Source organism: Halomonas sp. LES1 (genome assembly GCF_031846005.1).
Classification (GTDB): Bacteria; Pseudomonadota; Gammaproteobacteria; order Pseudomonadales; family Halomonadaceae; genus Halomonas.
The window spans coordinates 183,661-200,871 of the sequence record NZ_JAVRGC010000007.1; the positions used below are offsets into that span (position 1 = coordinate 183,661).

Genomic DNA, 17,211 nt, shown 5'->3' on the forward strand with positions numbered 1-17,211 from the left:
ACCTCCCCTGACACACCGACCAGGTTGATCTCGTATGGCCAGTGCTGATTTGGCGCGGCTTCGGGCGCCGAAAAAAGTACGGCGCGGCTTTGGGCGCCAAGAAACGATACGGCGCGGCTTCGGGCGCCGAAAATACGTTAAAACGGGCGAGCCGCCCGGTTGCGTCCGGCACGGCTCGATGGGTTCATGATAAGGGAGAAGGCGGGGCGGGAGTTTTCGTTAACCGATCAGAAAAACAAGGGATTTTTTGTCTTTGTCCGAGAAGATGCCCTTTTTTCTGTTAGCCCAGTAGTTAGCCCGACGATGGGTCGCTGAGGGCCTGCTCGGTGAGCACCAGCAACCCCAGCTCGGGCCGGTAGCCGTGAATTTCGGTGACATCCAGGGCCTGCAGGAAGCGGAGGATCTCCTCGCTGATCACCTGCCCCGGCACCAGCACCGGGAAGCCCGGTGGATAGGGAATCACGAAGCTAGCCGAGACCACATCGCGGCCGTCACGCATCTGAGCCTGCAACTCGCCATTGTCGAAGCGAAGGTACTCCGTGCTCTCCTCGTCGTAGCTCAGGAAATAGGCGCGACGAATATCCCCCTCCGGCGTATGGCTGCCGGCCGCCGGCCGAAAGGCATCGTGGAAGCGGCTGAAGTCCGGCAGGGGCGGCAGCTCACAGGTCAGCGAGTGGACACGGTTCTCGATGATCTTGCGCTCGGGGCGGCTACTCTCCTCCCAGCGGTACTCGAACTCCTTGGCCAGCTTGATCAGCACGTCGAGCAGATAGGCAATGGCGCCACGCGAGGTACCGATATTGGTCATGAACAGCACGGTATTGCGCGAGGTCTTGTTGATCTGGATGCCGTACTTGTTCATCAGGTATTCGTTCTTGAAGGTATCGCCGTCGATGCCGGTCGCGCCAATGGCGATGGTGATGCGGCTGGGGTCGACGACGAACTCGTCGTTGGCCCAGGCCTCCTCCATCTTGTTCCAGCCGGTGACCGGGTCGTAGAAGGTCTCGACGCCCGACTCGCGATACTCCAGCGGCACCATGTCGCGGTTGATCAGCACCCGGAAGTACTTCTGCAACAGCGGGTGGGTGTAGAGCTGCTCGCGCAGCGAAAGCGCGGCCTCGACCTGGGAGTGCACCAGCTCGAAGCCCTCCATCTCGGCCTGCATGCGCCCCACGTCCAGCGAAGCGATGATCTGGTAGTTCGGCGAGGTCGAGGTATGGGTCATGTAGGCCTCGTGAAACGGCGCCTCGACCTTCTGGCGATAGTCCTGATCCCAGATATGGATCATCGAGCCCTGGCGCAGTGAGGTCAGGGTCTTGTGGGTGGAGTGGGTGGCATAGGCACGGATGCGCACCGTGTCGGGGTCGGGCATCAGGCGCCGCTCGAGCCAGGAGGCATCGTCGTCGGGATCGAGGGTGTCGAACTCGGCCTTCCAGGCCTCGTACTCCTCGCGGTAGGCGGCGCTGCGGTATCGATCACGCAGGGTGCGGGCGGCATGCATGGCGGTGCGCGGCCGATAGGTCGGGTTGAAGCCGGCGAAGGCGAACCAGGCCTCGTCCCACAAAAAGACCAGGTCGGGCTTGATCGCCAGGCACTCCTCCATCACCCGACGCACGTTGTAGACAACGCCGTCGAAGGTGCAGTTGGTCAGCAGCAGCATCTTGACCTTGTCGAGCTGGCCCGAGCGCTTGTAGCCCAGTAGCGTCTTCTTGATCTCGTGTAGCGGCACGGCTCCGTACATCGAGTAGTCGTTGAGCGGGTAGGAGTCGAGGTAGCTGACATGGGCACCGGCCAGCACCATGCCGTAATGATGCGACTTGTGGCAGTCGCGATCGATCAGCACGATATCCCGAGGCTTGACCAGCGCCTGCACCACGATCTTGTTGGCCGTGGAGGTGCCGTTGGTCACGAAGAAGGTCTGGCGGGCGCCGAAGGCACGAGCGGCATGCTCCTGGGCCTTCTTGATCGGCCCGTAGGGCTGGAGCAGGGAGTCGAGCCCACCGGAGGTGGCCGAGGTCTCGGCGAGGAAGATGTTGATGCCGTAGAAGTCGATCATATGCCCGGCCCAGTGGGAGCGGGTAATCGACTTGCCCCGGGAGATGGGCATGGCATGGAAGACACCGGTCGGCTTCTTGCTGTATTCGCGCAGGGCATCGAAGAAGGGCGTGCGGTAGCGGTTATCGATGGCCCGCAGGATGGTGTGATGCTGCTCGATATAGTCCGTCTCGCGGTAGAAGATGCGATTGAAGTGGCGGATGTCACGACTGGCCGTGGCCTCCACGTCGCCGCTGGTGACCAGGAACTGGTCGATCTCGGGACGCAGCTCGTGGATCATCGAACTCAGCAGAATGCTACGCTCGGCCTCCGAGTGATACTGAAGGGACTGCTCGGAGAGGCCTTCTAGATAGCTGCGCAGGGCGCTGAGGTTGTATTTCGACTTGTAGGGAAACTCGTAACGGATCAGGCAGGCCTGGATATTGGGGTTGACCAGCACCGCGATCAGCGCATCCTCGAAGCTGCGCACCGTGACCACGTCATAGACGAAGCGATCTTCCGGACGGCGCATGCTGTGAAAGGCCTCGCGGACCACCACCTCTTCCGCGGATGAGAGGTTGTCGACGATCAGCAATTCAAAGTAGGGCTGGGCCGAGCTGTTGGAGGCAGGATGACCGCGCCGCAATTGCGCCAGGGCATCGAGGGACTCGAGTTCCTCGGCGTCGGCATCGGTCTCGGAAAGATCAACGTGGCGGCGCCGGTAGGATTCGCTGATCAACGCCCGCACCAGGCGCTTGACCACCTTCTCCAACAGCCCGTACTCCTCGCGATCGAAGAGCGCCCAGAGGTGGCGAAAATCCTCCTTGGAGGGGAAGGCGTGGTAGTCCTCGATGATCTCGAGCCGCGTCAGCTTGACGTCGATCGCCTTGATCAGGTTCTTGGCTTGGCTCTCATCGCTCTGGCGTACCAGCAAGCCAAGGTCACGCTTCAGCGCATTCCAGGTATCGGCACGTAGCTGGGAAATCTTGTGGTAGAAGCCCAGCGCCGTGTAGGGCGTATCGGTTTGCGTCGAATCCTGCATGGCAACACCCCCATCCAGACTTGTTGTTATTGAACACACCGCCGCGACGTAGCGGCGGCGAGCGGGCCGCAATCAGCCGGCATACAGGCCCCGCGCGCCATAGCGCACGGTGATTCGTTCCTCGGGAAAGTGGTCGAAACCCAGATCGAGGACCAGGCCGGGCCAGTGAAACTGTGCGTGCCCCGTCGCGGGGCGATAGACCGCGGTATAGACCGTTCCCAACCCGCGGCGATAGTCGTGGCGAAACAGCGGCGGCGATGCGAAGGCGGAGATCAGCCGCTCCTCGGTGGTGGCCTCGTCGCCCACCAGGATCGACAGCTGGCGCTCGCGGATCAGCGTCTCCGAGGCCAGGGCGTGGGCATACCACTCGATCTTCTTCTGATGGTTGGTCGCCACCGGCACACGCCGAATGCTGGCGGGGCGGTCAGGGCCGATCATCGCTGTGACGTAGCGCCCGGCGGCGTCGGCCACGGTGATGTTGTAGGCCATGTGAGTGGGAATGCGCGCCAGGGCATCGGCCGCCTCGGCCACGCTGTCACAGAACTCCAGCAGGTAGCGCAGGATGATCGGCGCACCGAAGCCCTGCCCCACGGCCTTGCTGCCACCGAAGGCCAGCGACACGGCGAGCCCTCGGTCGTTCATGCCGTCGAGCACGCCCCACAGGCAGTCGGTCATGGCGATTACCCGCCGCTCGTTCCAGCGGGTGTAGAGGATGGTCCCCTCGCAGAGCTCCGGAGGGTAGTCGTAGTTGCGTACCAGCAGCGTGGAGGCGGGGTTCGCCAGCACCGCCTGGGAGCAGCCGGTGATATAGGGGGGCGGCTGATAGAGGCTCAAGAAACGCGCGGCGAGATCCCCCCCCCCGGCCAGCTCGCAGAGCGTGCGATAGGTATCGGTAAGCTCCGGCATGTGCTTTCGCAGCGCGTTGTAGCAGGTGAGATACCCCGGCCGCTCCCGCTCCCCCTCGCTCAAGTACCACTGCTCGTAGGCCGGCCAGTGGTATTGGAACAGCGCTTGCCAACGGGCTCCCGCAACCTCTTCGTGCACGGTCCGAAAGTCGAGCATCTTGTTCATGTCGCTCGGTGGTACCTCCCGCGACGAAGAGTAGCCGGTCCCGGTATTCACAGGATCTTGAAGTTGCCGCCGCCGACGGCATGGCTGACGGCCACCTCCTCCACCACCGGATCCTGGAGCGACTGACCTTCGTACTGGCCGCGGATGCCCTGGATCCAGGCCTGGGCGCGCTCAGTAAGCTGGAAGTCGTCATCCATCAGGCGGCCACGGGTGATCAGGATGCCGAGGTCGGCGCCCTCGTAGCGGAAGTCTCCCGCCCCGCTGATGCGCAGGAAGAAGCCCTCGCTCTCGTCTTCTGCCGCGTGGGGGTGATAGTTGTAGTGGTCGTAGTTAATGCTGCCGTCATCGGCCATCTTCCAGACCCCGGTGCGCGGCGCCTGGGTCAGCAGATCGACACTTTCGTCGGTGTGCTTGATCACCAGCTGACACCAGCTGTCGACGCTCTCGGGATGCGCCCAGCGCTCGTTGATCTCGCTGATGTCGAGATCGAAATCGACGTCGGAAAACTCCAGCAGATGGAACAGAAACAGCGGGATGTCGGAGTGGGCGAAGGCCGCCACGTTGGTCAGCGAGCTGGCGCCGGTGACCCTTGGGTTGAGCTCGCCGAGATAGACCTCACCGCTGTCCATGTCGATCAGGAAATCGAGCTCGAAATAGCCACGATACCCCTCCTCGCGAAGCGCCTCGCCGAACTTGAAGGTGTACTCCCGGGCCTTGTCACGGATCGACTGGTCGAAGGCGCCGGCGAACATCTCGTTGCCACACCATCCACCCTTGTAGGGCGTCAGCGCCTTGAAGCCAACCAGCTCGGTCATCAGCGGGCCTACCACGGTACCGCAACGGGTAGCACAGGCCTCGATGGCCGAACCACGGCAGTTGATACGCTTCATGATCTTGACCTCGGGCTCGGCCTCGATCTCCTCGGCGTGCTTGTAATAACTCTCTTCACTGGAGATGAAGAAGGTGGTGTGGCCGGAGTCGCCGAAGGCGGTCTGCACCACCAGGTCGGTGCCGAGCTCCTTGCTCACCTCACACAGCTCCTGATAGCTGCCCACCCGGGCCAGCACGTTGGGCACGCTGGGCACACCGGCCTTGTTGCCGATGCGTACCGTCTCGACCTTGTTGTCCATGCGCGAGCGCAGCTTGGCCGGAGGGAACGCCACCTTGAGGCCGAGCTGCTCGCAGATCTCCTCGGTGTGCTCGTCGAACATCAGGAAGGCGGCCGTGCCCGCATTGTCGCCGTTGGCACGCGACTGGATAAAGTCGATGACCTCCTTGTGCTCGAGGAGGTAGTTGTTGATGTCCTCGATGCTCTCGAAGTCGCGTGGAAACTTCTCCTTGGGCACGAAAACATTGCGCTGCTGACCCTCGAAGCAGTCGATGAAGTTGATATGACGAAAGTTGCCCACCCAGTCGCCGATGCCCAGCAGATTGAAGTTGGTGGCCGAGATGAAGTAGACCGGCTCCTTGTTATTGAGGAAGTGGCGGCGTACGTCGGCAATGGTTGTTATTTTGCTCATCGTGGTCGCTCCATCGGTGTGTGGGGAAGGCGTGGGATTAATACTCCTCGATGTCGGCTCGGACCGGCTTGGCCAGCGGGCCCAGGGTATCGAGGTAAGGGCTCGAGCCTGTCTCGCTGCGATACAGCGAGAAGTCGACCGTACGGTCGCGGAAACTCTTCAGCGGTTGGCCCAGGCCACGCAGTCCGGTTTCACGCTCGCGGCGCACTCGGCCGATGTCGACCTCGACGGGCATGACTTCCTCACCGGTACCCGCCTGGTGAATGACGTCGCCGGAAGGCCCCACCACGATGGAGCGCCCGTTGCCTAGGGCGCCGGCACCATTGATATCGAAGAAGTAGCACTGGTTGACTGCCGCATTGGTGCGAGCGATGGACAGCTCGATGTCTCGATCGATGGTATCGGTCATGGTCGGGTGCAGGATCACCTCGGCCCCCATGGCCGCCAGGGTGCGGGTGGTCTCGGGGAACCACATGTCGTAGCAGATCGAGACCCCGAAGCGAGCCACGTTGGGCACATCGAAGGTCACGAACTCGGCGCCGCTCTCCACCCCCGCCTCGTAGGGACGGAAGGGGAACATCTTGCGAAAGCGAGCCACCACCTGACCATGGGGGTTGATCACCGAGAGCGTATTGAAGATACCGCCTTCGGTCTGCTCGAACATCGAGCCGGGAATCAGCCAGATGCGATGCTGCTCAGCGATCTGGCAGAACATCGCTTCGGCGTCGCTGGGCAGCGGCTGCGCATGGTGAGGCGACGCCCCCAAGGGCATCAGCTCGCTGAACAGGACCATCTGCACCTGGGGGAAGCGGCTCATCAGCACGTCAATCCGGTGGCGCATGGCCTGGGTATTGTCACCGTGGTGCAGGGCGTGCATCTGCACCCCGGCTATCGTGAAATAGGACATTGTGGTCTCTCTGCGTCAGGTGAGCTTGAACCCTTCCGGGGCACGTTCCAACACGAGCCGGGACCGACGGTATCATGCCGGTATGAATGCCCGGCCGAATGAGCATCGCTCACCCTTCTGACAGCAGCTTAAGACACATGCATCGATGAGACTTCAACGGTAACATCGCGCTCAGCCGAGATCCTCGATGCAGACCCCAGGGGTGGGACGCTTCACCGCCTTGGTGACGATATAGGTGAAGTAGCGCTCGATGCCGGCATCACCGGTCAGCCAGTCATCGATCAGACGCTGATAGGCATCGATGGAGGCGGCCTCGACCTTGATCAGGTAGTCGACGCCACCGCCCACCGCCACGCACTCGGTGACCTCGGGCGTGGCATGTACCAGCGCCTCGAACCGCGCGAAGCTCTCGGCATTGTGCGCCTTGAGCTCCACCTGCACCCACACCGGCGTGCGTCTCACCAGTGCCTCGGCATTGATGCGAGCGCTGTACCCCTCGATGATGCCGGCCCTCTCCAGCCGACGTACCCGCTCCCAGCAGGGGCTGACCGACAGGTTGATCGCCTCGGCCAGCCGGGACTTGGTGATGCGCCCATCTCGGGAGAGGATCTCGAGGATCTTCAGGTCATAACGGTCAAGTTTCATCGTGATGCTGGTCGCCTCAATCCAGGGAGTCGACGATATCGGCGATCACCGCAATGGTATCGCCCATGTTGACCAGCGCCGGGTGGCGCCGCGCCGCCAGCACACCGCTGCGATTGGCGTAATACGCCACCGGTGCGGTGCCGCTGCGCGTCATGTCATAGACACGCGCCACCACCTCGCCCTTCTCGACCCGTTCGCCCAGGGCAAAGCAGAGCTCCAGCACACCGCTGTGTTCGCTCTGCACGTAGCAGCTGGCATCGGGCATATCGAGATAGACCTGAGGCTCGGCGGGCATCTCCACTTCCCCTTCCAGCAGGCCATAGTGGATCAGGAAGTTGCGCACGCCGCGCTCGGTGATGGCCAGGCTCTCCGGGGTGGAGGTGCCGCCGCCGCCCAGTTCGGTGGCCACGAAGATCTTGCCCTGGCTCTCCACCGCGGTATCGAAAAGCGCGGCGGCATCGAGCTCGAACATGATCATGGCGTAGGGCGCACCGAAGGCCTTGGCACCCTCCAGGGCCTTGCGCTGCTGTTCGGGGTCATCCAGCACATGGGAGGCGCCGAAGGGGATGATGTCCAGGGTGCGCCCACCGGAGTGCAGGTCGAGTACCACATCGCTCATCGGCACCATTACCCGGGTGAAGTAGTCGGCGATCCTCTCGGTCACGCTGCCATCGGGGTCGCCGGGGAAGCTGCGATTGAGGTTGCCGCCATCGAGGCCGGAAGTTCGCTTGCCGGCCATCACCGCCGGCTGGTTCATGCATGGCACGATGATTACCCGGCCGTTGACCTCCTCGGCCTCGAGCGCGCTCGACAGCTTGAGCAGCGAGGTGATGCCCTCGTACTCGTCACCGTGGTTGCCGCCGGTCAGCAGGGCCGTGGGACCCTCGCCGTTCTTGATCACGGTAACCGGGATCATCACCGCCCCCCAGGCGGAGTCGTCCACCGAGATGGGCAGCTTGAGAAAGCCGTGCTGGACGCCGTCGGCGTCGAAGTCGACGGTGGCGCTGATGGGGCTGGGACGCTTGGTCATGGTGTGAAACTCCTTGTTCTGTGTTAGCAGGCAGCCGCTCGGGGCTTAACCGGCGACAGGCCTGCGGGGAGGCGCTGTGAACCCGTCCCTGGGCGCTACCTCGGCCATCCCTGGTCCTCGGACCTCCCCTTTGGCCTACCCCCGGCGCCCCTCACCTGGCGGTTATCGCATTCTTTCAGCGTACAAAGAGCTGGCGCGGAAAGTTGGCCAGGGTCTCGCAGCCGCTCTCGGTGATCAGGATGCTCTCGGTGATCTCCAGGCCCCAGTCGTCCTCCCACAGGCCGGGCATGAAGTGGAAGGTCATGCCCGGCTGCAGGATGGTCTCGTCGGAGGGGCGCAGACTCATGGTGCGCTCGCCCCAGTCCGGCGGGTAGCTGATGCCGATGGGGTAGCCACAGCGCGCGCCCCCCCGGTCGAAGCCGTACTTGTCCATGGCCGCGCCCAGCGCCATGGCGATGTCGGCTGTGCGGTTGCCGGGCCTGGCCACCTCGAGTCCACTCTCGATGCCCTCGAGCAGGGCCGACTCGGCACGCACGAACTCCGTCGGGGGCTTGCCCAGAAAGACAGTCCGCGACATCGGCGCATGGTAGCGCTTGTAGACCCCGGCGATCTCGAAGAAGGTACCCTCGCCCTTGCGAAAGGGCGTATCGTCCCAGGTCAGGTGGGGCGCGGCGGCGTCCTGGCCGGTCGGCAGCATCGGCACGATGGCCGGATAGTCACCGCCGAATACCTGGCCATGCTCATCCCGGTACCCTTCGATGGCCACCCGGTAGATCTCCGAGACCAGCTTGCTCTTGGGCAACCCCGGCTCGATCACCTCGAGGATACGCGAATGCATGCCCTCGACGATCTTCGCCGCCACCCGCATGTACTCGACCTCCTGGGGCGACTTGATGGCACGGCACCAGTTGACCAGGCCATTGGCATCCATGAAACGCGCGTGGGGCAGCTCACGCAGCAGGCTCTGATAGGCCTTGGCGGAGAAGTAGTAGTTATCCATCTCCATGCCCACCACCCCCTCGTGCCAGCCACGATCGGGCATGATCGACTGGGCCAGATACTCCATGGGGTGCATGTCCGGATTCTGAACATAGTAGTCCGGATAGTAGGTAATGTTGTCCGCATCGATCCAGCAGGTGCGCAGGGCCCCATTGGCATCCATGCGACGGCCATACCATACCGGTTCGCCCTCGAGTCCGACCAGTACGCACTGATGCACATAGAATGACCAGCCGTCATAGCCCGTCAGCCAGGCCATGTTGGAGGGGTCACTGACGATCAGCACATCGATGCCACGACCGGCCATCTCGGCACGTACCTTCCACAGTCGGGTGGCATATTCCTCTCGAGTGAAGGGCAGGTTTACCTGGGTCATTGGGCCACTCGCCAAAGCAACATCAAGAAAATCGGCCCTCTCGACGAGGAGAAGGCCGGGCCAGGGTCATGATCACTGACGAGATGCCTGAACGGTTTCGGGCCGCTCAGTCGCACCAGGCAGTGGGGGGTGCCCCATAGCATGAAGGTTACTGCCTACCCATGGTAGAGGGTCAAGCACTTCCTTATGTTGAGAGCCCCGGGGTAACGGGCTTGTTCATGGTCACCGCTCCGTAGATGATGGAGGCATCACGTCACCCGGGAGGAAACATGAAGGTACTGGTCCACAACGACGAGCCCAGGCGCTGGCAGGAAGCGCTGGCGGCCCGACTCCCCGAGGCCGAGGTCTTCACCAGCGCAGCACCGGCCGCCAAGCGCCGCGAAGCCGACTACCTGGCGGCGTGGAAGCCCCCGGAGTCGCTGCTGAGCGAGCTCGGATCGCTCAAGGGCATCGTCAACCTGGGCGCCGGGGTGGATGCCCTGCTGAACAACCCCCGGCTCCCGACCGGAGTGCCCATCGTCAAGCTACGCGACGCCGGCATGGCCGAGCCGATCGGCGATTATGTGCGCTATGGCCTGCTGCACTTCCAGCGCGACTTCGACCGCTACCATCGCCAGCAACATGCACGAGAGTGGCGGGAGCACACCATGTGCGACAAGGCCGACTGGCCGGTAGGCGTGCTGGGGCTCGGGGCCATCGGGGCCAAGGTGGCGGCCATGGTGGCCGCCGACGGCTTCCCGGTCCATGGCTGGAGCCGTTCGCCCAAGCATCTCGATGGCATCGCCTGCCACCACGGCGATAGCGGCCTGGAGGCGCTGCTGAGTCAGGTGAAGAGCCTGGTGCTGCTGCTGCCCGACACTGCCGCCACCCGGCACATCATCAATGCGCGAACCCTCGCCCTGCTGCCCGAGGGCGCCAGCCTGATCAACCCGGGGCGAGGCACCCTGATCGATGAGGCGGCCCTGCTCGACGCCCTCGGCGACGGCACTGTCGAGGGACGGCTGCGCGGCGCCCTCCTCGATGCCTTTCCCGAGGAGCCCCTGCCCGAGACGAGCCCGCTCTGGTCCCATCCGCGGGTGTGGGTGACCCCGCACATGGCCGGGCCGACACCACTGGAGGTGGCTCTGGATCAGGTGGTCTCGGCGCTGCGGGCCTTCGAAGCCGGCGAGCCCCTGGAGACGGTGGACCCCGGGGCCGGCTACTGAAGGCCCGGCCGGCACCCTCCGGCAAAGGGGAACTTCAGGCTGGGCCAGGCCTCTTAGGCAACAGGCCTCTGCCGGCCTGTTCTTTTCCCATGACGGAGAGCGACCATGTCCCAGCGTGCCATACGGTGGTCCCGGCGCGGCGGCCAGCTGGCCTGCCTGGCGCCCTGGCTGCTCGCCTGCCTGCCGCTGATGGCCCTGGCCAATGCACCGGCACCGTCGCCCTCACCCCAGCATAGCGCCCCCCTTCAGGCTGCCTCTGCCCACTCGATAGCCCCGCGGCCCTTCAGCGCGCGCTACCGCCTCGAGGTCGAGGGCTGGCCGGCCGCCTATGTCGACCACCGTCTCAGCCGGGAGGGGGACTACTGGGAAAGCCTGATGGAGACCAATATCCAGGTCGCCCGCGGCAGTGAGCGCGGCCGATTCATGCTCCAGGACGAGGGGGTTCAGTCGCTCTATTACGCCAGTGGCTACGCACTGCTGGGCGTCGGTGACAGCTATCAACTCGATGCCGAGCCTCTCGAGGCGCTGCCGGATCGTCAGACGGCTCTCTTCGCGTTTTCCCGCCGTATCATCAGTGGCGATTGTGCCGACAGCCCCTGCGATATCCGCTACCTGGATCACAAGGGGCGCGAAGAGCGCCTCAGGGTCCACACTCAGGGCCGCTCACGGATCACGCTGCCCGCGGGCAGCTTCGAGGCGATCACGGCCGAAGCCTGGGAGGTCGACGAACCGGATCGCAGGCTGCTGTTCCGCTTCCACCCCGAGGTTCCCGGGCTGCTGCTGTCGGTCGACTATCATCGTGATGGCAAGCGCCGCAGCCAGCTGAGACTGAGCAGGCTGACCCTCCCTGACTAATGTCACTTCAGCGGTTGGGCGCCTCGAGTGCGCCTGCTAGAGTAGCCGCTTTCGAGGCGCCGCCACGGGGCGGCCAATATAGGGAAGGGAGTCTCCATGCTGAGCGGCCTGCTGATCGTGCTGCTGCCCCTGGTAGCGGGTTACCTGATACCGGTCCGTCACCCCACCGTGCTGACGGCGATCAACCAGGGGGTCAATGCCTCGGTCTATGGCATCCTGCTGCTGATGGGCTTCAGCCTCGCCGGCCTCGATAATCTCGCCGGGCAGCTGTCACGCATGGGCGGCCAGGCGTTGACGCTGTTCGTGGTGACATCGGCCTGCAACCTGGCCGGGCTCTGGTGGCTGTCGCGGCGCCTGGGGCTCACCGCCGACCCCGCCCGCGTGGTGCCCGGCGCCCCGACCAGCAAGCTCGCTGCCATGGCCGGCTCGCTGGCCCTGGTCGGTGTGGTAGTCCTCGGCGTGGCGCTGGGATTGGCCGCCGACCGACTGACCAACCTGCCGCTCCACGCCATGGCCGAGACCCTGGCCGAGTGGGTTCTCTATCTCCTGCTGGCCCTGATCGGCTGCCAGCTGCGCAACTCCGGCATGCCGCTACGCCAGATCCTGCTCAATCACCACGGCCTGGCCATTGCCCTCACCCTTGCCGCCACCTCGCTCGTCGGCGGCCTGCTCGCCGCCCCACTGCTGGACCTGCGCTGGAACGAGGGGCTGGCCATGGCCGCCGGTTTTGGCTGGTACTCGTTGTCAGGCATTCTGGTGGGCGATGCCCTGGGGCCGGCACTGGGCGGTGTCGCCTTCTTCAACGACCTGACCCGCGAGCTCGTCGCCTTCGTGCTGATCCCGCTGGTGATCCGCCGACACGCCGCCCTGGCCATCGGCTACGGCGGCGCCACCTCCATGGACTTCACCCTGCCGGTGATTCAGCAGCATGGCGGTGTCGGCTGCGTGCCGGTCGCGGTGGTCTCCGGCTTTCTGCTCTCCCTGCTGTCGCCGCCACTGATCCTGTTCCTGCTGACGCTGTGAGCCTCCTTGCACGGCGCTTTCACCGTTTACAGGGTTTGCTCCTTGCATGGGGTTTGCACATTGCATGACGATTGGCTGCGCCGCTCGAGGTTATGCTGTTGGCCCACTCTGTCCCCGGTGAGGCAATCATGCGCCTGACTCTGCCACGCCCCGCCATCTCCCGGCTGGGCATCAAGCTGTTCGTGGTCATCCTGTCGGTGAATGTGGCCATCTCGGGCCTGGTGTTCCTGGCGGTGTCACGAAGCCTCGACCAGGGCTTCCTCGAGTATCTGGACAAGACCCAGACCCAGCGCGCCGAGACCATCGTCAAGGGTCTCGCCGATGAGTGGTCACGCCGCGGCGACTGGCAGTGGCTACGCGCCTCGCCCCGAGCCTGGTACCGTCTGGTGCGTCACCAGCTATGGCCAGGTGCCGGTCCTCCGCCGATGGGGCTGGAGCGGCGACTGGGCGACCCCAAGGACTTCGTGCTTCACGATGCCGAGGGATTGCCGGTAATCGGCCTGCCCCCCAACAACGACGAGGAAGCCGCCACCCTGCACTGGCTGCCCATCGAGCACGAGGGTCAACGGGTCGGGACCCTCGGTTACCGCCCGCCGGAGCAGCTGATGGCCCGCATGGAGCACGTCTTCCTGACCCGCCAGCAGCGTAACCTGGGCATCATTACCGGCGCTCTCGGCCTGGCCTCGCTGCTGCTGGCCGGCGGTCTCTCCTGGTGGCTGGGGCGCCGTACCCGCGGCATGGCCCAGGCCACCCTGCGCCTGACCGAAGGGGATTACAGCATCCGCCTGCCAGAGCGCGGCCGTGATGAACTGTCTCGCCTCTCGCGTGACTTCAATATCCTCGCCGCCACCCTGGAAGCCAGTCGTGAGGCGCGCAGCCGCTGGGTCTCGGATATTGCCCACGAGCTGCGTACACCGCTGGCGGTGCTGCGCGGAGAGATCGAGGCGATGCAGGACGGCATCCGGCCCCTGGAGCACGAAAGCCTGCACTCGCTCTCCCAGGAGGTGAAGCAGCTCGAGCGCCTGGTCGCCGACCTGCGGCTGCTCTCGCAAAGTGATGCCGGCGCCCTGGAGGTTCAGCTGGCACCACTCAATATCGCCGACAGCTTGCGCCAGCGTCTCGACGAAGGCAGCGGCTGGCTCGACGACAACGGCCTTATCCTGGCGCAAGACATCCCCGAGTCGGCCTGGATACGTGGTGATGCCAGCCGGCTGCGGCAGCTATGGAGCAACCTGCTGGATAACACCTGCGCCTACACGCACTCCCCCGGGCAACTGCACATCAGCCTCGAAAGCGGCCCCCGTGGCGTCCGAATCCTGTGGGATGACAGCGCACCGGGGGTCCCGGACTCCCAGCTGTCGCGGCTCTCCGAACGCCTCTACCGGGTCGAGGGGTCGCGCAGCCGGGCTAGCGGTGGCAGTGGTCTGGGACTCTCCATTGCCACCGCCCTGGTGAAGGCCCACGGCGGCCGGATGACCGCTGCCCCTTCGCCACTGGGTGGGTTACGCTGGATCCTGAGCTTCCCGCCTCTCGATGACGCCACGCTCGAGGAGAAGAGAGCATGACCCAAGCCGAGCATCCTCAACGCATCCTGATCGTCGAGGATGAACCCAAGATCGCCCGTCTGGTGGCCGACTACCTGGCCGGCAGTGGCTTCGAGCCCCATCACCTGGACCATGGCAACAGCGTGTTACCGTGGCTGGAGGAGGCGCGCCAGGCCGCCGAGGGACCGGCGCTGGTGCTCCTCGACCTGATGCTGCCCGGCACCGACGGCCTAACCCTGTGTCGCGAGATCCGTCAGCGCTGGCCTGCCCTGCCGGTGATCATGCTTACCGCCCGGGTCGAGGAGGTCGACCGCCTGCTGGGACTCGAACTGGGCGCCGATGACTACATCTGCAAGCCGTTCAGTCCGCGAGAGGTCGTCGCCAGGGTCAAGGCGGTGCTGCGCCGCACCCAGCTGGCCAATGAGCCTGACACCCTGGGCAGTGACCTGATACTCGATGAGGAGGGCTGGCGTGCCCTGGCGGATGGGCACGACCTCTCGCTTACCGCCGTGGAGTACCAGCTGCTCAAGGTGATGATGCATGCCCCGGGGCGTATCTTTTCCCGTGACCAGCTGATGGATCATATGTACCGGGACCACCGCATCGTCTCCGAGCGCACCGTCGACAGCCACGTCAAGAAACTGCGCAGAAAGATTGCCGATATATGGCCCGAGCGCGAGGTGATCCGCTCCGTCTACGGGGTCGGCTACAAGTATCAGCCCGAGGAGTGACCTGCACCACCTTTGCACCTTCGCTGCATGACCCTTGCACAGGACCGGTGCAGAGTAGTCCTTGTCAACCTAGGAGAAACAGGAGTCTTCCCATGCAGACCAGACGCTACCGCAAGATGCTTGCCCCCGCCCTCCTCGCCATGGCGATCGCCCCGCTGGCACTCCAGGCAAGCGCTGCGCCCGGCGCCGGCGAGCATGCCGAGAGCCGCCAGCAGTGGCAGGAAGCCCGCGCCGAACGCCACGCCGAGAAACGCGCTGAACTCTTCGAGCGTGCCGGACTCGATGCGGAGACTCGCGAAGCCCTCGAGAGTGCCCACCGCGAACATCGCGAAGCGATGGCCGAGCTGCGCGAGGAGCATCGTGAGCGTATCGACGAGTTGCTCAGTGACGAGCAGCGGAGCGCTCTCGACGAGGCACGCCGCGAGATGCACGAGGAGCACCATGCCAACAGGCACCAGCCCTCGGCCGAGGATCTGCAGCACCGCATGCGTGCGATGGTCGACGGCTGGGACCTCTCCGACGAGGAGCGTGACGAGCTGCGCGAACTGCGCCAGGCTCACTATGCCGAGATGGCCGAGTTGCGCGATCGTGACTTCGACTCCCGTGAAGAGCGTCGCGAGGCTTACCAGGAGCTGCGCGACGAGCATCGAGCCGCACTGGCCGAGCTGCTGACCGATGAACAGCTCGAGGAGATGCAGCAGGCCGCCCGCATGGCCCACGGCAAGGGGCACGGTCAAGGTCACGGTCACCATGCTGGCAATGGCAACGACTGATACGCTACGCTGAACCAGTATCATAAAGGGCCGGGACACACCCGGCCCCCTTTCATGCTGGCTGATGACTGCTGGCTGATGACCGATAGCTACCGGATCCTGCCAATGACGACTGACCGCAGACACCAGGGACCGGCCTTCAAGATGGCCCTGACCGGAGGCATCCTCGCCACCCTGGCGGCCCTGGCGATGGCCCTCTCCGGCCCGGCCTACCGCATGGATCTGCTTACCCTGGGGAATGCCTTCGGCCTGCTGCGCTACGCGGCCTTTACCGCCCTCGGTGCTGCGGGACTGGGTCTGGTGGCTCTGCTGATTGCCCTCGTCACTCGTCGCGCCATGCCCGCCCTGCTCGGCAGCCTGGTGATACTGGCCGGTGGAGCACTGGTCGCCATGCCCTGGCTGCAGCTTCAGCAGGCCCAGGCGGTGCCGCCGATCCATGACATCACCACCGATATGCAGGACCCGCCCGCCTTCGTGGCTCTGATCGAGGCACGCAGGGCCGCGCCCAATGCGGTGGAGTATCCCGGCCAAACGACCGCACAGCAGCAGCGCGACGCCTATCCGGCGATCCAGCCACTGATACTCGATGCGCCTCTAGAGGCGGTACTAGAGGCCGCCGAAGCCGGGGTAGCCAGTGCCGGGTGGGAGATTGCCGCGGTCAGTGACACAAGAATCGAGGCCACGGCAACCACGACCTGGTTCGGTTTCAAGGATGATGTGGTGATCCGACTGAACGAGACGGATGACGGCACTCGAGTAGACATGCGCTCCGCCTCCCGTCTGGGGGTCAGCGACCTCGGCACCAACGCGGCGCGCATCCTGACCTTTATGGACGACCTGGTGCGACGCCTGGAGTCGACTGACTAACTAATCTTTCGGGGCTCGCAGGTAGGCCGGCTGACATCCGTCAGGCCGGCCCGAACACATTATTCGAAGGTGGCGCAGACATCAGCCTGCTCTGCTGGCCGATGAGTGTCTTCATGGGTCAGTGCTTCGCTGGTGGCGTCCAGCGATACGTTCCACTGATGGTCGGTGTCCTTGGGATCGCAGGTTCCTTCGCTGCCGCCACCGAAGTTGGAGTCGATCCAGTAGTGCACCTCGTAGTTGCCGTCCTCCTTCAGCACGCCGGGAAAGTCAAACGAGAAGGCCGGGGCCTCGTCGGCGGAGACGGTACCGGATTTCGTGGCTACCACCTCGCCGGAACCGGCGTCGACGACGGCGGCATGGATCTCCTGGCCGCCATGCGGGCCATTGAAGGTATCATCACCCTCGAAGGTCAGGTCATGGCCATCGTTGGCCATCGCCAAGGGAGCGACGAACAGCAGTGAGAGCAGCATATACCGAAGCGGAGTCTTGCCGGATAGCGCTGAAGTTGTCATCTCACACCTCTTTTAACATATTCAGATAAGCGATCGGGTCCGATGGACCTAAGCCCAGCGTAGACCATTCTCGGTAC

Annotated in this window: 15 protein-coding genes; 7 read left to right on the forward strand and 8 right to left on the reverse strand. The window is 64.3% G+C overall.

Annotated features, from left to right (window positions below):
- Window positions 1–292 precede the first annotated feature (292 nt).
- The 7 genes from RM463_RS14755 to doeA form a co-directional block, all read right to left on the reverse strand.
- A complete protein-coding gene (locus RM463_RS14755; protein ID WP_195688123.1) occupies window positions 293–3,076 on the reverse strand; it encodes an aminotransferase class I/II-fold pyridoxal phosphate-dependent enzyme in 2,784 nt (927 codons plus the stop codon).
- 72 nt (window positions 3,077–3,148) lie between these two features.
- Entirely contained in the window at window positions 3,149–4,147 is a 999-nt protein-coding gene (locus tag RM463_RS14760) for a C45 family autoproteolytic acyltransferase/hydolase (protein ID WP_229332979.1), read from the reverse strand.
- Between the two features lie 47 nt (window positions 4,148–4,194).
- On the reverse strand, window positions 4,195–5,667 hold the full coding sequence (locus tag RM463_RS14765) for a biotin carboxylase (protein WP_195688124.1): 1,473 nt from the start codon (window positions 5,665–5,667) through the stop codon (window positions 4,195–4,197).
- A gap of 37 nt (window positions 5,668–5,704) precedes the next feature.
- Window positions 5,705–6,574: a carbon-nitrogen hydrolase family protein gene (locus tag RM463_RS14770; RefSeq protein ID WP_195688125.1), complete on the reverse strand. Its 870-nt coding sequence runs from the start codon at window positions 6,572–6,574 to the stop codon at window positions 5,705–5,707.
- 171 nt (window positions 6,575–6,745) lie between these two features.
- Entirely contained in the window at window positions 6,746–7,219 is a 474-nt protein-coding gene (locus RM463_RS14775) for an Lrp/AsnC family transcriptional regulator (RefSeq protein ID WP_195688126.1), read from the reverse strand.
- 16 nt (window positions 7,220–7,235) lie between these two features.
- On the reverse strand, window positions 7,236–8,249 hold the full coding sequence (doeB, locus tag RM463_RS14780) for a N(2)-acetyl-L-2,4-diaminobutanoate deacetylase DoeB (protein WP_311430424.1): 1,014 nt from the start codon (window positions 8,247–8,249) through the stop codon (window positions 7,236–7,238).
- A 175-nt stretch (window positions 8,250–8,424) separates the two neighbouring features.
- A complete protein-coding gene (gene doeA, locus RM463_RS14785) occupies window positions 8,425–9,624 on the reverse strand; it encodes an ectoine hydrolase DoeA (RefSeq protein ID WP_195688128.1) in 1,200 nt (399 codons plus the stop codon).
- Between the two features lie 269 nt (window positions 9,625–9,893).
- On the opposite strand from doeA, the gene RM463_RS14790 reads away from it, so the two are divergent.
- The 7 genes from RM463_RS14790 to RM463_RS14820 all read left to right on the forward strand — a co-directional run bounded on the left by RM463_RS14790 (window position 9,894) and on the right by RM463_RS14820 (window position 16,622).
- A complete protein-coding gene (locus RM463_RS14790) occupies window positions 9,894–10,829 on the forward strand; it encodes a glyoxylate/hydroxypyruvate reductase A (RefSeq protein ID WP_195688129.1) in 936 nt (311 codons plus the stop codon).
- A 105-nt stretch (window positions 10,830–10,934) separates the two neighbouring features.
- Window positions 10,935–11,684: a hypothetical protein gene (locus RM463_RS14795; RefSeq protein WP_195688130.1), complete on the forward strand. Its 750-nt coding sequence runs from the start codon at window positions 10,935–10,937 to the stop codon at window positions 11,682–11,684.
- Between the two features lie 96 nt (window positions 11,685–11,780).
- The gene (locus RM463_RS14800; protein WP_195688131.1) at window positions 11,781–12,707 is read left to right on the forward strand and encodes a lysine exporter LysO family protein; all 927 of its coding nucleotides are present in this window, start codon (window positions 11,781–11,783) and stop codon (window positions 12,705–12,707) included.
- A gap of 128 nt (window positions 12,708–12,835) precedes the next feature.
- Window positions 12,836–14,272, forward strand: a complete 1,437-nt coding sequence (locus RM463_RS14805; protein ID WP_195688132.1) for an ATP-binding protein — start codon at window positions 12,836–12,838, stop codon at window positions 14,270–14,272.
- On the forward strand, window positions 14,269–14,982 hold the full coding sequence (locus RM463_RS14810; protein ID WP_195688133.1) for a response regulator: 714 nt from the start codon (window positions 14,269–14,271) through the stop codon (window positions 14,980–14,982). Before RM463_RS14805 ends, RM463_RS14810 begins: the two co-directional genes overlap by 4 nt.
- 92 nt (window positions 14,983–15,074) lie before the next feature.
- Window positions 15,075–15,755: a hypothetical protein gene (locus RM463_RS14815; protein ID WP_195688134.1), complete on the forward strand. Its 681-nt coding sequence runs from the start codon at window positions 15,075–15,077 to the stop codon at window positions 15,753–15,755.
- Between the two features lie 105 nt (window positions 15,756–15,860).
- On the forward strand, window positions 15,861–16,622 hold the full coding sequence (locus RM463_RS14820) for a DUF1499 domain-containing protein (RefSeq protein WP_311430425.1): 762 nt from the start codon (window positions 15,861–15,863) through the stop codon (window positions 16,620–16,622).
- A gap of 59 nt (window positions 16,623–16,681) precedes the next feature.
- Here RM463_RS14820 and RM463_RS14825 read toward each other — a convergent pair whose 3' ends face one another.
- On the reverse strand, window positions 16,682–17,134 hold the full coding sequence (locus RM463_RS14825) for a hypothetical protein (RefSeq protein WP_229332980.1): 453 nt from the start codon (window positions 17,132–17,134) through the stop codon (window positions 16,682–16,684).
- Window positions 17,135–17,211 lie beyond the last annotated feature (77 nt).

What these genes read in the sequence shown, in the direction of transcription:
- RM463_RS14755 (WP_195688123.1), bottom strand. Translation starts at nt 3,076, where the DNA reads ATGCAGGATTCGACGCAAACCGATACGCCCTACACGGCGCTGGGCTTC.
- RM463_RS14760 (WP_229332979.1), bottom strand. Translation starts at nt 4,147, where the DNA reads ATGAACAAGATGCTCGACTTTCGGACCGTGCACGAAGAGGTTGCGGGA.
- RM463_RS14765 (WP_195688124.1), bottom strand. Translation starts at nt 5,667, where the DNA reads ATGAGCAAAATAACAACCATTGCCGACGTACGCCGCCACTTCCTCAAT.
- RM463_RS14770 (WP_195688125.1), bottom strand. Translation starts at nt 6,574, where the DNA reads ATGTCCTATTTCACGATAGCCGGGGTGCAGATGCACGCCCTGCACCAC.
- RM463_RS14775 (WP_195688126.1), bottom strand. Translation starts at nt 7,219, where the DNA reads ATGAAACTTGACCGTTATGACCTGAAGATCCTCGAGATCCTCTCCCGA.
- doeB (WP_311430424.1), bottom strand. Translation starts at nt 8,249, where the DNA reads ATGACCAAGCGTCCCAGCCCCATCAGCGCCACCGTCGACTTCGACGCC.
- doeA (WP_195688128.1), bottom strand. Translation starts at nt 9,624, where the DNA reads ATGACCCAGGTAAACCTGCCCTTCACTCGAGAGGAATATGCCACCCGA.
- RM463_RS14790 (WP_195688129.1), top strand. Translation starts at nt 9,894, where the DNA reads ATGAAGGTACTGGTCCACAACGACGAGCCCAGGCGCTGGCAGGAAGCG.
- RM463_RS14795 (WP_195688130.1), top strand. Translation starts at nt 10,935, where the DNA reads ATGTCCCAGCGTGCCATACGGTGGTCCCGGCGCGGCGGCCAGCTGGCC.
- RM463_RS14800 (WP_195688131.1), top strand. Translation starts at nt 11,781, where the DNA reads ATGCTGAGCGGCCTGCTGATCGTGCTGCTGCCCCTGGTAGCGGGTTAC.
- RM463_RS14805 (WP_195688132.1), top strand. Translation starts at nt 12,836, where the DNA reads ATGCGCCTGACTCTGCCACGCCCCGCCATCTCCCGGCTGGGCATCAAG.
- RM463_RS14810 (WP_195688133.1), top strand. Translation starts at nt 14,269, where the DNA reads ATGACCCAAGCCGAGCATCCTCAACGCATCCTGATCGTCGAGGATGAA.
- RM463_RS14815 (WP_195688134.1), top strand. Translation starts at nt 15,075, where the DNA reads ATGCAGACCAGACGCTACCGCAAGATGCTTGCCCCCGCCCTCCTCGCC.
- RM463_RS14820 (WP_311430425.1), top strand. Translation starts at nt 15,861, where the DNA reads ATGACGACTGACCGCAGACACCAGGGACCGGCCTTCAAGATGGCCCTG.
- RM463_RS14825 (WP_229332980.1), bottom strand. Translation starts at nt 17,134, where the DNA reads ATGACAACTTCAGCGCTATCCGGCAAGACTCCGCTTCGGTATATGCTG.